General features: G+C 70.1%; 1 protein-coding gene. It reads left to right on the top strand.

Features of this window, described 5'->3' with window-relative positions; translation table 11 throughout:
- Positions 1–448: 448 nt before the first annotated feature.
- Complete coding sequence (locus tag D3869_RS24775) at positions 449–15,997, top strand: Ig-like domain-containing protein (protein WP_432613436.1); 15,549 nt, start codon at positions 449–451, stop codon at positions 15,995–15,997.
- Positions 15,998–16,068 lie beyond the last annotated feature (71 nt).

The raw sequence follows: 16,068 nt of genomic DNA, 5'->3' as shown, positions 1-16,068 counted from the left end.
GCCACCGTTGGACGGCATCGATCCATCGGTCCGCCATTGGTGGGACGGTTGGAAAGCCGGTCCGGTGTCCGGCGGAAGTGTCGGAAGGGGCCGGCTGCCGGACGAGGACGCCGGCTGGTGCGTTCGGCGTTGGTTCTGTTTGCCAAGGCGTTTTCCCGTTTTTTCGGAAACCCTTGGTTTCAAATTCAATCGAACGGTAACACTTGTCCGTGCTGGGTATCCTGTTGGGACGGCAGAGCGCGTGCTTTCGTTCTATGCAAGAAACTGGCAAAAAAGTAGGGATTTCCGCGGGCGGGTGCCGGCGCCTTCAACCAGCGGAGAAGCCTGCATGCCTCGCATATACCAATAATTAGGCCTTAATCTTACATTGATTCATCCGTTGAGACCGGTGTCCGCGCCGGTTGTGTGACTTGAGGGTTGATAGACCGTGGCGAATCCGACCTTCACCATGATCGGCACCAACAGCTTCGGCCTCTCCGACATCGGAAGCGAGGCGGCTCCAGTCCTGGCCGACCTTGATGGCGACGGCGACCTCGATCTTCTGGTCGGCAATGCGGACGGAAACACGGTCTTTTTCCGGAACACCGGAACGACACTGTCGCCGACCTACACGCTGGACAGCACCAATCCGTTCGGCATCACCAACCTCAGCGCGGGCGGCGCGCTTCCCTCCTTCGCGGACATCGACGGCGACGGCGATCTCGACCTGTTCGTCGGGAACCACGCCGGCACCACCCTCTTCTTCCGCAACAACGGAACGGCGCAGGCACCGGCCTTCTCGCTGGAGGGCACCAATCTGTTCGGCATCCAGGGCGCGGGCAGTTATGGGGCGCCGAGCTTTGCCGATCTGGACGGCGACGGGGATCTCGACCTGCTGATCGGCAACGCGGAGGGGAACATCCTCCTTTACCGCAACAACGGGTCGACGCTGGCGCCGACCTTCTCGCTGGAAGGGACCAGTCCCTTCGGCCTGTCCCGCGCCGTCGACGGCTACGCGTCCCCCGCGCTGGCGGACATCAACGGGGACGGCCTCGTCGATCTGATCACCAAGAGCACCGTTTACGTCAACGTCGGCACGGCGGCGGCTCCGACCTTTTCGCTGCTTGCCACGAATCCCTATGGGGCTCTCGGCCCCGGAGCGTACCCGCGGCCGGCTCTGGGCGATCTCGACGGCGATGGCGACCGCGATCTGGTGATCGGAGTCGACGGCGGCGATCTTGAGTATTTCCGCAATGTCGCCCCGGTGATCGTGACGCTGGGCGATGGCGGAAACACGATCGCGTTGTCGCAGATCAACACGCTCACCGGCGGAACCGGCACGGACGTGGTGGCCCTGGTCAACGTCGGGGCGACCTTCCTCGTCAGCGGGATCGAGACGCTGACCGGCAGCACCGCCAGCGACCTCGTGATCCTGGCCAACGGCGGCAACACGTTTCTGGTGAGCGGGGTCGAGACGTTGACCGGCGGTGCGGGCACCGACGTGGTGACGCTGGGCTCCTTCGGAAACACCATGCTGGTGGGTGGCGTCGAGACGCTGAGCGGCGGCATCGGCACCGACGTCGTGACGTTGAGCAGCCTCGGCAACACGGTGCTGGTGAGCGGCATCGAGACGCTGACGGGCGGCATCGGCACCGACGCCGTGACGCTGGGCGAGAGCGCGGGCAACACGCTGACGGTGTCGAAGCTGGAGACGCTGGCCGGCAGCGTTGGGACCGACGTCATGACGCTGGGCAGCGGCGGCAACACGGTGCTGGTGACTGGCGTCGAGTCGCTGACGGGTGGCACCGGCACCGACGTTGTGACTCTGGGCGGCGGCGGCGGCACGGTCCTGGTCCGGTTGATTGAGCAATTGATTGGCGGCACCGGCACGGACAACGTGACGTTGGGCAGCGGCGGCACTTCGTTGCTGATACGGGGCGTCGAAACGCTGACGGGGGGAGTCGGCACCGATGTGGTGACGCTGAGCAGCGGCGGCAACACGGTGGCGGTGAGTCTCGTCGAAACGCTGATCGGTGGCACCGGCGCCGACATCGTGAGCCTCGACGGCAACGGCAACACGCTGTTGGTGCGGTTGACCGAGACGCTGATCGGCGGGGCCGGCACCGATGTGGTGACGCTGAGCACCGGTGGCAACACGGTGGCGGTGAGTCTGGTCGAAACGCTGATCGGCGGCACCGGCGCCGACATCGTGAACCTCGACAGCAGCGGCAACACGCTGACGATCCGGTTGATGGAGACGGTGATCGGCGGGGCCGGCACCGACATCCTGACCGTGGGCACCGGCGGCGCCACGATGCGGGTGAGCGGCGTCGAGACCTTGATCGGCGGTGTCGGCATCGAGGCGGTGACGGTGCTCACGGGTGGGAACACACTGACGGTGTCCCTTCTGGAATCGTTGATCGGCGCCTCCGGCATCGACGTGGTGACGCTGGGCGGAGCCGGCAGCACCATGCTGGTGAACGCTCTGGAAACGTTGATCGGCGGCACCGGCACCGACGTGGTGACGGTCTCCGCCTCCGGGATGACCACGCTGGTCGGCGGCATCGAGACGCTGAACGGCAACTCCGGCCGGGATATCGTGACGCTCGTCGACGGCGGCAACACGATGTCGGTGTCACGGTTGGATTCCCTGATCGGCGGTTCCGGCACCGACGTGGTGTCCTTCGGCACGACGTGGGGCAACACCTTGATGGTCAGCGGCATCGAGACGCTGACCGGCGGCGCCGCGACCGACGTTGTGACGCTGGGCAGCGACGGCAACACCATCGGGGTGTCGGAGGTCGAGACGCTGTTTGGCGGCTCCGGCACAGATGTCGTGACGCTGGGCAGCGGCGGCAACACGCTGCTGGTCCGGCTGCTGGAGACGCTGACCGGCGGTTCAGGCACCGACGTCGTGACGTTCGGCACCGGCGGCAACGTGATGACGGCGAGCGGTGTCGAAACGATCAAGGGCGGCAGCGGACTCGACATCGTGACGCTCGGCGACAGTGCCGGCAACACGCTCACAGTGTGGCGGATCGAGACGCTGATCGGCACGTCCGGCACCGACCTGGTGGAACTGGGCAGCGCCGGCAACACGCTGCTGGTGGACGGTGTCGAGACGGTGATCGGCCGCGTCGGCGTCGACTTGGTGGCGTTGGGCAGCGCCGGCAATACGCTGCTGGTGAGCGGCGTCGAAACGCTGGTCGGCGGCATTGGCGCCGACGTGGTGACGCTGGACGGTGTGGGCAACACGCTGCTGGTCAGCGGCGTCGAAACGCTCAACGGCGGCATCGGCCTTGACATCGTGACGCTGGGCGACAGCGCGGGCAACACGCTCGTCGTGGCTGGCGTGGAGACGCTGGTCGGCGGCGTCGGCACCGACGTGGTAACGTTCGCCCCGGTCGGCAACCATGGAACGCTCTTCGTTTCCGGCATCGAGACCGTCCACACGCCGTTCCAGACATTGACGCTCAACGGTGTTGACACGCTGATCGTGCTGCCGGCCATCCCGTCCGTACCGGCGCTGAGCCCGGCGTCGGACAGCGGCGCCATCGGCGACGGGCTGACGAATGCGGCTCAACCCACACTGACCGGAACCGCCGAAGCCGGCGCCGTCGTCCATCTCTACGGAAACGGCGTCGAGATCGGGACGGGCACGGCCGATGGCTCCGGCGCCTGGTCCGTGATCCCCGGCACGACTCTTGCCGACGGGGATTGGACTCTGACGGCCAAGGTGATCGCGTCCGGTGTCGAGGGTGGGGTGTCGGGTCCCCTGCTGGTGACCATCGACACCGGAGCTAATACCCCGAGCGGACTGGCACTGGAAGCAGGCTCGAACAGCGGTTCGACCGCGGACACGCTGACCAACGTGTCGGCTCCAGTGATCACGGGCAGCGTCACCGAGGCTGGTGTGATCGTGCTGTACGAGGGCGCGACCGCCCTGGGCACGGTGACCGCTGCGGCGGCCGGCGCTTGGAGCATCACGGCGGCTTCGCTGGGCGATGGTGCGCACACACTGAGCGCCACGGTGACCGACGCGGCGGGCAACACCTCCTCCGCCTCCACCGCCTTGACCGTGACCATCGACACCAGCGCCAATGCACCAAGCGGGCTGGCACTGGAAGCAGGCTCGAACAGCGGTTCGACGGCTGACACGCTGACCAACGTGGCGGCTCCGGTGATCACCGGGACGGTGGCTGAGGCTGGTGTGATCGTGCTGTACGAGGGCGCGACGGCCCTGGGCACGGTGACCGCTGCGGCGGCCGGTGCCTGGAGCATCGCGGCGGCCTCGCTGGGCGATGGTGCGCACACGCTGAGCGCCACGGTGACCGATGCGGCGGGCAACACCTCCTCCGTCTCGTCTGCGTTGACCGTGACCATCGACACCGGTGCTAATACCCCGAGCGGGCTGGGGCTCACCGCGGGTTCCAACAGCGGTTCGACCGCGGACACGCTGACCAATGTGACGGCTCCGGTGATCACGGGCAGCGTCACCGAGGCCGGTGTGATCGTGCTGTACGAAGGCGCGACGGCCCTGGGCACGGTGACCGCTGCGGCGGCCGGTGCCTGGAGCATCACGGCGGCTTCGCTGGGCGACGGTGCGCATACGCTGAGCGCCACGGTGACCGATGCGGCGGGCAACACATCGGTCGCTTCCACCGCCCTGACCGTGACCATCGACACCAGCGCCTCTGCCCCGACGGGCATCGCCTTGGCGGCAGGCTCGAACAGCGGTTCGACCGTGGACACGCTGACCAACGTGACGGCTCCGGTGATCACCGGGACGGTGGCTGAGGCCGGTGTGATCGTGCTGTACGAGGGCGCGACCGCCCTGGGCACGGTGACCGCTGCGGCGGCCGGTGCCTGGAGCATCACGGCGGCCTCGCTGGGCGATGGTGCGCACACGCTGAGCGCCACGGTGACCGACGCGGCGGGCAACACATCGGTCGCCTCGTCTGCGCTGACTGTGACCATCGACACCAGCGCCAATGCACCAAGCGGGCTGGCACTGGAAGCAGGCTCGAACAGCGGTTCGACGGCTGACACGCTGACCAATGTGACGGCTCCGGTGATCACCGGCAGCGTCACCGAGGCTGGCGTTGTGGTTCTGTACGAAGGCGCGACCGCCCTGGGCACGGTGACCGCTGCGGCGGCCGGTGCCTGGAGCATCACGGCGGCCTCGCTGGGCGATGGTGCGCACACGCTGAGCGCCAGGGTGACCGACGCGGCGGGCAACACCTCTTCCGTCTCGTCTGCGCTGACCGTGACCATCGACACCAGCGCCAATGCACCAAGCGGGCTGGCACTGGAAGCAGGCTCGAACAGCGGTTCGACCGCGGACACGCTGACCAACGTGGCGGCTCCGGTGGTCACCGGGACGGTGGCTGAGGCTGGTGTGATCGTGCTGTACGAGGGCGCGACGGCCCTGGGCACGGTGACCGCTGCGGCGGCCGGTGCCTGGAGCATCACGGCGGCCTCGCTGGGCGATGGTGCGCACACGCTGAGCGCCACGGTGACCGACGCGGCGGGCAACACCTCCTCCGTCTCGTCTGCGCTGACTGTGACCATCGACACCGGCGCCTCTGCCCCGACGGGCATCGCCTTGGCGGCTGGCTCGAACAGCGGTTCGACCGCGGACACGCTGACCAACGTGGCGGCTCCGGTGATCACAGGCAGCGTCGCCGAGGCCGGTGTGATCGTGCTGTACGAGGGCGCGACCGCCCTGGGCACGGTGACCGCTGCGGCGGCCGGTGCCTGGAGCATCACGGCGGCTTCACTGAGCGATGGTGCGCACACGCTGAGCGCCACGGTGACCGACGCGGCGGGCAACACCTCCTCCGCTTCCACCGCCCTGACCGTGACCATCGACACCGGTGCTAATGCACCGAGCGGGCTGGCACTGGAAGCAGGCTCGAACAGCGGTTCGATGGCTGACACGCTGACCAACGTGTCGGCTCCGGTGATCACGGGTAGCGTCGCCGAGGCTGGCGTTGTGGTTCTGTACGAGGGCGCGACGGCCCTGGGCACGGTGACCGCGGCGGCCGCCGGCGCTTGGAGCATCACGGCGGCTTCGCTGGGCAACGGTGCGCACACGCTGAGCGCCACGGTGACTGACGCGGCGGGCAACACCTCTTCCGTCTCGTCTGCGCTGACCGTGACCATCGACACCGGGGCAAGCGCGCCGACGGGCATCGCCTTGGCGGCAGGCTCGAACAGCGGTTCGACCGCGGACACGCTGACCAACGTGGCGGCTCCGGTGGTCACCGGGACGGTGGCTGAGGCTGGTGTGATCGTGCTGTACGAGGGCGCGACGGCCCTGGGCACGGTGACCGCTGCTGCGGCTGGTGCCTGGAGCATCACGGCGGCCTCGCTGGGCGATGGTGCGCACACGCTGAGCGCCACGGTGACCGACGCGGCGGGCAACACCTCCTCCGTCTCGTCTGCGCTGACTGTGACCATCGACACCGGCGCCTCTGCCCCGACGGGCATCGCCTTGGCGGCTGGCTCGAACAGCGGTTCGACCGCGGACACGCTGACCAACGTGGCGGCTCCGGTGATCACAGGCAGCGTCGCCGAGGCCGGTGTGATCGTGCTGTACGAGGGCGCGACCGCCCTGGGCACGGTGACCGCTGCGGCGGCCGGTGCCTGGAGCATCACGGCGGCTTCACTGAGCGATGGTGCGCACACGCTGAGCGCCACGGTGACCGACGCGGCGGGCAACACCTCCTCCGCTTCCACCGCCCTGACCGTGACCATCGACACCAGCGCCTCTGCCCCGACGGGCATCGCCTTGGCGGCTGGCTCGAACAGCGGTTCGACCGCGGACACGCTGACCAACGTGGCGGCTCCGGTGATCACAGGCAGCGTCGCCGAGGCCGGTGTGATCGTGCTGTACGAGGGCGCGACCGCCCTGGGCACGGTGACCGCTGCGGCGGCCGGTGCCTGGAGCATCACGGCGGCTTCACTGAGCGATGGTGCGCACACGCTGAGCGCCACGGTGACCGACGCGGCGGGCAACACATCGGTCGCCTCGTCTGCGCTGACTGTGACCATCGACACCAGCGCCTCTGCCCCGACGGGCATCGCCTTGGCGGCAGGCTCGAACAGCGGTTCGGCCGCGGACACGCTGACCAACGTGACGGCTCCGGTGATCACCGGGACGGTGGCTGAGGCTGGCGTTGTGGTTCTGTACGAGGGCGCGACGGCCCTGGGCACGGTGACCGCTGCGGCGGCCGGTGCCTGGAGCATCACGGCGGCCTCGCTGGGCGATGGTGCGCACACGCTGAGCGCCACGGTGACCGATGCGGCGGGCAACACCTCCTCCGTCTCGTCTGCGCTGACCGTGACCATCGACACCGGTGCTAATACCCCGAGCGGGCTGGCGCTGGAAGCAGGCTCGAACAGCGGTTCGACCGCGGACACGCTGACCAACGTGACGGCTCCGGTGGTCACCGGGACGGTGGCTGAGGCTGGTGTGATCGTGCTGTACGAGGGCGCGACGGCCCTGGGCACGGTGACCGCTGCGGCGGCCGGTGCCTGGAGCATCACGGCGGCCTCGCTGGGCGACGGTGCGCACACGCTGAGCGCCACGGTGACTGACGCGGCGGGCAACACCTCCTCCGTCTCGTCTGCGCTGACTGTGACCATCGACACCAGCGCCAATGCACCAAGCGGGCTGGCGCTCACCGCGGGTTCCAACAGCGGTTCGACCGCGGACACGCTGACCAACGTGGCGGCTCCGGTGATCACCGGGACGGTGGCTGAGGCCGGTGTGATCGTGCTGTACGAGGGCGCGACGGCCCTGGGCACGGTGACCGCTGCGGCGGCCGGTGCCTGGAGCATCACGGCGGCCTCGCTGGGCGATGGTGCGCACACGCTGAGCGCCAAGGTGACCGACGCGGCGGGCAACACATCGGTCGCCTCGTCTGCGTTGACCGTGACCATCGACACCAGCGCCAATGCACCAAGCGGGCTGGCACTGGAAGCAGGCTCGAACAGCGGTTCGACCGTGGACACGCTGACCAACGTGGCGGCTCCGGTGATCACCGGGACGGTGGCTGAGGCCGGTGTGATCGTGCTGTACGAGGGCGCGACGGCCCTGGGCACGGTGACCGCTGCGGCGGCCGGTGCCTGGAGCATCACGGCGGCTTCACTGAGCGATGGTGCGCACACGCTGAGCGCCACGGTGACCGACGCGGCGGGCAACACCTCCTCCGCTTCCACCGCCCTGACCGTGACCATCGACACCGGTGCTAATGCACCGAGCGGGCTGGCACTGGAAGCAGGCTCGAACAGCGGTTCGACCGCGGACACGCTGACCAACGTGGCGGCTCCGGTGATCACCGGGACGGTGGCTGAGGCCGGTGTGATCGTGCTGTACGAGGGCGCGACGGCCCTGGGCACGGTGACCGCTGCGGCGGCCGGTGCCTGGAGCATCACGGCGGCTTCACTGAGCGATGGTGCTCACACGCTGAGCGCCAAGGTGACCGACGCGGCGGGCAACACATCGGTCGCCTCGTCTGCGTTGACCGTGACCATCGACACCAGCGCCAATGCACCAAGCGGGCTGGCACTGGAAGCAGGCTCGAACAGCGGTTCGACCGTGGACACGCTGACCAACGTGGCGGCTCCGGTGATCACCGGGACGGTGGCTGAGGCCGGTGTGATCGTGCTGTACGAGGGCGCGACGGCCCTGGGCACGGTGACCGCTGCGGCGGCCGGTGCCTGGAGCATCACGGCGGCCTCGCTGGGCGACGGTGCGCACACGCTGAGCGCCACGGTGACCGATGCGGCGGGCAACACCTCCTCCGTCTCGTCTGCGCTGACCGTGACCATCGACACCGAGACACCGTCGGTCGCCGTCGCGTTGAGCAAGACGACGCTCGGGGTGGGAGAGACGGCGACCGTCACCTTCACCTTTAGCGAGGCGCCGGTCGGCTTCTCGCTTTCGGCCGTGGCCGCGCAGAACGGAACGCTGTCGAACCTGTCCGTCCTGCCCGGCAGCGATGGGCTGGTCTACACCGCCACTCTCACCCCAAGCGTGGAAACGATCGCTTCCGACAGCCGGATCACCGTGGCAACGGGGTGGAGCGACACCGCCGGAAACAGTCCGACGGGAAGCGTGACCTCGGTCGGCTATGCCATCGACACCCGGAGTCCGTCCGGCAACAGCACTCCCGTGGTCGGCGGCGCGGTCGCCGGGCAAGCGGCCGACGACACCGCCAACCGTCTGCCCTTCGCCACCATGAACATTGCCGACAACGAGGCCAGCCAAGCCCAGACGATCGTGGTGACGGTCCGTGATTCGGGCGGCACGGTCGGCGACTCCACCGGCGCCTTCACTGGCGCCAGCCTCACCGCCAGCGGCTTTGTGAAGTCGTCCGTCGGCACCTACACCCTGATCGCCAGCTCCGCGGCGGCTGCCCAGGCCGCTCTGCGGCTGCTCGACTTCCAGCCGGTGGCCAACCGCGCCGCCCCCGGCTACCAGGAGACGACGACCTTTTCCGTGACGGTCACCGATGCGGACGGCGCGTCGGCGACGAACACCACGACCAGCGTCGTTGTCCTGTCGGTCAACGACGCTCCGGTGCTGGCGCAAACGCTCGGCAGCCGCAACGTGGACCAGGGGCAGGCCTTCTCCTACACGATCCCGGCGGGAGCCTTCACCGACGCGGACACCGGCGACAGCCTGACCTTCAGCGCGACCAGCGGTGACGGCTCGGCGCTCCCCGCCTGGCTCAGCTTCGACGCGGCCACCGGGCGCCTGTCCGGCACGCCGGGGAACGCCGACGTCGGCACCCGGACGGTGCGCGTCACCGCGACCGATTCCTCCGGCACGACGGTTTCGGACCTGCTGACCATTCAGGTCGTCAACGTCAACGACGCGCCGGTCGCGGCGAATGATGCGGGCGACACCGACCGGCTTACCCCGGTCACGGTGGTCGCGGCGAACGGCGTGCTCGCCAACGACACGGACCCCGACGTCGACGACCGGCTGACCGTCAGCGCGGTGAACGGCGACGCCGCCAACGTCGGCCGGGCGATCACGCTGGCCGGTGGCGGCCGGCTGACGCTGAACGCCGACGGCGGCTACAGCTTCGACCCGGCGGGCGGCTACGGCACGCTGCTGTTCGGCCAGACCCGGCAGGAGACGGTCAGCTACACCGTCACCGACCGAGCCGGCGCGACCTCCACCGCGACGCTGACCATCACCGTGCGGGGAGTCAACACCGCCCCGGCGGTGCAGGAGGCCAAGCACGTTGCCATCGACCAGAATTCCAGCCGCGTTGGCCTGTCGATCGACAAGCCGGTCGATCCGGAAGGCGATCCGCTGACCATCACGGTGACCGGCCTGCCGACGGTCGGGACGCTCCAGCGTTACAACGGCACGGCGCTCGCCGTCGGCGACACGCTGACGCCCGACCAGCTCGCCGCGGTGATCTACACGCCGCCCTTCGGCGCCACCGGGGCGGCGGGGGCCTTCAGCTACGCCGTGTCCGACGGGACCAACCTGGTCGGCCGGGCGGTGACGATCAGCCTGACTCCGGTGCAATGGCTGAGCCTAACCCCGTCCAGCCTGTCGATCGCCGAGGGCAACAGCGGGTCGACCAGCCTGACCTACACGATCACCCGGCGCGGCGACAGCTCGGGCGCCACCACGGTCAAATGGCAGGTCGATACGACCGGCTTGAGCGGCAACCTCGCCGACGCGGCCGATTTCGGCGGCACGCTGCCCAGCGGCACCGTCACCTTCGCCGCCGGCGAGACCAGCAAGACGATCACCGTTCCGATCAGCGGCGACCGGCAGGTGGAGGGCAACGAGCGGTTCCGGGTCCTGCTCTTCTCCCCCTCGACCACGGTCGCCGACGCCAAGATCACGGTGGAGAACGCGACGGCGATCGGCACCATCCTCAACGACGACCAGGCCGCCACCGTCGCCGCGGTGACCGGGCCGGCCGCCGGCCGCTATCTGGCGGCGCGCGGCGACACGCTGGACTTCACCGTCGCCTTCAGCGACGCGGTCAGCGTTTCCGGCACCGGCGCCCCGCGGCTGGCGCTGACCATTGGGACCCAGACCCGCTACGCCACCTTCCTGCGTGTGGAGTCCGGCAAGTTGGTGTTCCGCTACGCCGTCGGCGCGGGCGATCTGGACAACGACGGCATCGTGGTCGCCGGGGCCATCGACCCGAACGGCGCGCAGATCCGCGACAGCGCCGGCAACGCCGTCACCAACCTGTCCTTCGGCAGCGCGGCGCCGGTTACCAGCCACGTGCTGGTCAATGTCCGCGGCGGGCACGCCATCGACGGCTACATCGCCGGGGCCACGGTGTTCGCCGACGCCAACGCCAACGGACAGCTCGACGACGGCGAGGCATTCGGGACCACCAACGCGGTGGGCAGCTGGTCGATCCCCGGCGGGTCCGGTCCCATCGTCATGATCGGCGGCACCGACATCTCGACCAACCTGGCCTTCACCGGCGTCTACGAGGCGCCGGGCTCGGCGTCGGTCATCACCCCGCTGACCACCATCATCATGGGCATGGCGGGGCTCGCCGGGACGGACGGGGAGATCGCCGCGGCGGCGACCGAGCTGAAGAGCAAGCTCGGCCTCGACGCCGGCCTCGACCTGCTCACCTACGACCCCATCGTCGCTGTGACCACAACCGGGGCGGACGCCGCGGCCATCGCGAACGCGCTGAAGACCCAGGCCGCGGCGGCCAGCGTCGCCAACGTGATCGTCCAGGGCAGCGCCGTGCTCGCCGGGGTGGTGATCGGCACGCCGCGGGCCAGCGGCGTGATCGGGCGGGCACTGGTGGGGGCGATCGCCGACGCGATCAAGGCCGTCCCGGCCGGCGGCACCATCGACCTTGCCGATCCGGCGGTTCTGGCCGCCATCCTGGCCACCGCCGGCGCACGGATCGGGGCCGTGGACAGCGCGAAGCTGGCCACGGTGACGGGCGGTGCCGCCAACGTCATCGCCGCGTCGAACGGCGCGGTGATCACCGCCGGCACGACCAGCAGCGGCGGCATCGACGGGCTGACCCAGATGGCCCAGGCGCAAGTGGTGGCGCAGGGCACGGCGGCGGACGAGCTGCGCAGCGGCACCGCCGCGGGCGATGTGTCGGGTGCCGTCACCGCCTTCACCGGCGCCAACCTGCAGCAGCAGATCAGCGCCGCCCAGGTGGCCGTGGTCATCCCGTCGCGCCTCGCCATCACGGCGGCCGACGCCGACAAGCGCGAGGGCGACGGCGGCGGTACCACCTTCACCTTCACCGTCACCCGCGCCGGCAACACCAGCGGCGCCCTGAGGGTGGGTTGGACGGTCGCGGCCGGCACCGGTCCGGAGGGCGCGACGCTCGACGCCGCCGATTTCGGCGGGACGCTGCCCTCGGGGACCGTCTCCTTCGCCGACGGCGAGGCGACCAAGACCATCACCATACTGGTGTCGGGCGACACGGACATCGAGCCGGACGAGACCTTCACCGTCACCCTGTCCAACCCGTCGGTCGCGGCGACGGCGATCGAAATGGCGTCGGCGTCGGGGACCATCCGCAACGAGGATCCGATCGACCCGAAGCTCACCCTGCCGACCTCCCCGACCGTGGTGGCGGGAACGGCCGCGGCCATCGCCGGGCTGTCGGTGATGGACGGCGACAGCGCCACGGTGACGGTGACCCTGACGCCCGGCCACGGCAGCCTCGGTCTCGCCGGCCCCGCCGCGGTCAGCACGGCCGGCGACGGCACCGTGACGGTCAGCGGCAGCGTGGCCGACGTCAACACGACGCTGGCCTCGCTGGTCTTCACCGGTTCCGGCGGGCAGACGGCGGGCAGCATCGCGGTGACGGTGAACGACGGCGATCCCTCGACGCCGGACGCCTCGGGCACGCTCGCCATCGCCATCCAGTCGCCGCCGGCCAACGTTCTGCCGAGCAGCCCAACCATCGTCGCCGGCCGGTCGACCGAAGTGCTGGGGCTGGAGATCACAGACGTCGACGGCGGCACGATGACCGTTGTGCTGACGCCGACCAACGGCACGCTCACCCTGCCGCTTTTCGGGTCGGCCACGGCGAGCGACCTCGGCAACGGCAAGGTCCGGCTCACCGGCTCGCTGGAGGACGTGAACCGCACCCTCCAGCAGCTTGAATTCACCGCGTCGCGCAACGTCACCAGCGCGTCGATCCGCTTCGAATCCTCCGACGACCAGCCGCTGACCCCCGATGCCGACAGCCTGCTGGTCATCGGCGTGCTGTCCTCGCCGGAGCACACGGCGCCCACCGCCCTGTCGGTGGTCTCCGGCGTGGCGACGGCGGTGACCGGCCTGTCGGTCAGCGATTACGACAGCCCGACCCTGCAGGTCACGCTGACCACCACCAACGGCGCGCTGGCCCTGACGGCTCAGGGCGGGGTGACCCTGACCCAGCCCTCCGCCGGGGTCTGGCGCCTCCTCGGCACCCAGGCCGACATCACAGCGACGCTGGCTACCCTGACCTTCACCGGGACGGCGGGCCAGACCTCCGGCGCGATCCGGGTGACGACCAGCGACCTCGGCACGCTGACGACCGACGCCGAGGCGACCATCGCGGTGACCATCGCCGATCCGGCGACCCTGGTCGCGCCGACGCTCACCCTGCCGCAGCCGATCACTCTCGCCCAGGGCCTCGCCACGGCGCTGACGGGCATCCAGGTTGCCGATCCGGACAGCCCGGCGGTCACGGTGACCCTGACCCCGTCCCAGGCGACCCTGGGCACCACGGCGGCGGGACAGGCGGCTGTTGCGACGGCGGGTGAAGGAACGGTGACGATCACCGGGTCGGTCGCCGACGTGAACGCGACCCTCGCCGCCCTGCGGATCACCGGCGGCAACGCCGCCACGGCGACGGTCGCGGTGACGGTCAGCGACGGCATCACCACGCCGGCCACCGGCACGCTGACCCTGCCGATGCTGGACGTCACCCCGCCGGGCAGCCCGACGATCACCGCGGCGAGCGCTGACGCCGCCGGCACGCTGCCGGTGACGGTCGCCAGCACCAACCGCAACCGGCTGTTCGTGCGCGGTACGGCGGAAGCCGACAGCCGGGTCGTCCTGTCCGATGGCGGGACGGAGGTGGCGACGGTCACCGCCGACGCGCAAGGCGCCTGGGTCGCCGATCTCAGCGCGACGCCGTTGGCGGACGGCCCCCACGCCTTCACCGCGCGGGCGACCGACGCGGCCGGCAACACCGGTCTGGCGTCGGGCGTCCTGTCGGTGATCATCGACACCGTCGCCCCGCCGGCCCCGTCGGTGGCGTTCGACGACTCGTCCATCGACCAGGCCAAGCAGAGCAGCGTCGGTTTCGTCCTCTCGGGCGGCGAGGCGGGGGCGACCTTCCGCTGGACGCTGTCCTCCTCGGGCGGCGGCGGTCCGCTGACGGGGAGCGGAACGCTCACCGGGGCGGGGCGCACGGTTGGCGGGATCGACGTGTCCGGCCTGCCCGACGGCACGCTGTCCCTCTCGGTCACGCTGACCGATGCGGCGGGCAACGTTTCGGCGGCCGGGACGGCGACCGCGGCGAAGGCGGCGGGAGCGGTGGTGGACGGCGCGCAGGTCCAGACGCTCGCGTCGCAGTCCAGCGGACGGGCCGTCAGCACGGTGATGGTCCAGGCGCCCGCCGCCGGCCGCACGGAGGACCCCGGCAGCCCGAATCCGGCGTTGGCCGACGTGCCGCTGGTCCGCGAGACGCTGACCGACCCCGCCACCGGGCAGCCGACCGTGGTGACCACGCTGCAGGTCGGCCTGCCGACCGGTGTCGGCGTGACGGCGAGCGGCCCGGCGGCCCGCGAGGGGGCGACCCTGGCGCAGGCCGACCTGATCCAGGCGATCGAGGCGCGCACGACGGCCGGGTCGTCGTCTCGGTCCGACCTGTCCAGCGGCGCCGGCCGCTTCCTGGGCACGCTGTCGCAGCAGGCATCCCTGCTGCTGCGCACGCTCACCTTCAGCGCGTCCGCCACCGCGGCGGCGGTCCGGGTCACCGGCGCCGCGTCGGGCTCCGGCATGCCGACGGCCCTGGTCATCGACACCACCGGAGCCGCGGGACCGCTGACCATCCAGCTCGACGCGGTGACGTTCGCCGCGGTCGTCGGTTCGGCGACGCTGACCGGCGGCGAGGGCAACCAGGTGGTGTATGGCGACGGCAGCAGCCAGTCGATCACCCTCGGCCCCGGCGACGATCTCCTGTCCGGCGGTGGCGGCAACGACACGGTGGCCAGCACGCTCGGCGACGACACGCTCTATGGCGACGACGGCGACGACCTGATGCACGGCGGCGACGGCGACGACCTGATGGATGGCGGCGCCGACAACGATACGGTGGGCGGCGGGGCCGGCAACGACACGATGGGCGGTGGGGCCGGCAACGACATCCTGATTGGTGAAGGCGGCAACGACGCTCTGTTCGGCGGCACCGGCAACGACACCCTCTTCGGCGGCGATGGCAACGACACTCTGTTCGGCGAAGCGGGCAACGACGTCCTGTCGCTGGGAGCCGGCAACGATATCGCCAGCGGCGGCGCTGGGGACGACACGCTGTTCGGCGAGGATGGCAACGACACGCTGTTCGGCGAGGCGGGCAACGACATCCTGTCGCTGGGAGCCGGCAACGACCTGGCCGATGGCGGGGCCGGCAACGACACGCTGTATGGTGGAGATGGCAACGACACGCTGTTCGGCGGAGCGGGCGACGATGTGCTGGTCGGTGGAGCGGGCGACGATGTCCTGTTCCTCGACCAGGGGGCCGACACGGTGTGGGGTGGTGCCGGGGCGGACCTCTTCGCCCTCGGTGGGGCGTCCGGCGGGTCGATGGTGATGGATTTCACCGCGGGCACCGACCGGCTGGCGCTGTTCGACGCCTCGCTCGATCTCAAGAGCGTGATCGCGTCGGCGAGGGTCGTCAACGGCAGCACCGTGCTCGATCTGCGGCCCGGGGTGAGCGTCACCATCGTCGGGCAGACCGGTGATGCCGCCCGCTGGTTCAGCTGACGGGGAGGGAGCGGCCGCAAGCGCCTCCTCCTTCCGCGCTGTTGGACGCGGAAAGGAGGGTGTTATCGTCG

It is taken from the genome of Azospirillum brasilense (assembly GCF_005222205.1).
Taxonomy (GTDB): domain Bacteria; phylum Pseudomonadota; class Alphaproteobacteria; order Azospirillales; family Azospirillaceae; genus Azospirillum; species Azospirillum brasilense_G.
Note: the sequence above shows the minus strand (reverse complement) of the source record. Positions and strands in the feature narration are given on the sequence as shown.

Bases quoted from the DNA above. Each gene is read 5' to 3' on its own strand.
- D3869_RS24775 (WP_432613436.1), top strand. From the start codon at position 449: ATGATCGGCACCAACAGCTTCGGCCTCTCCGACATCGGAAGCGAGGCG.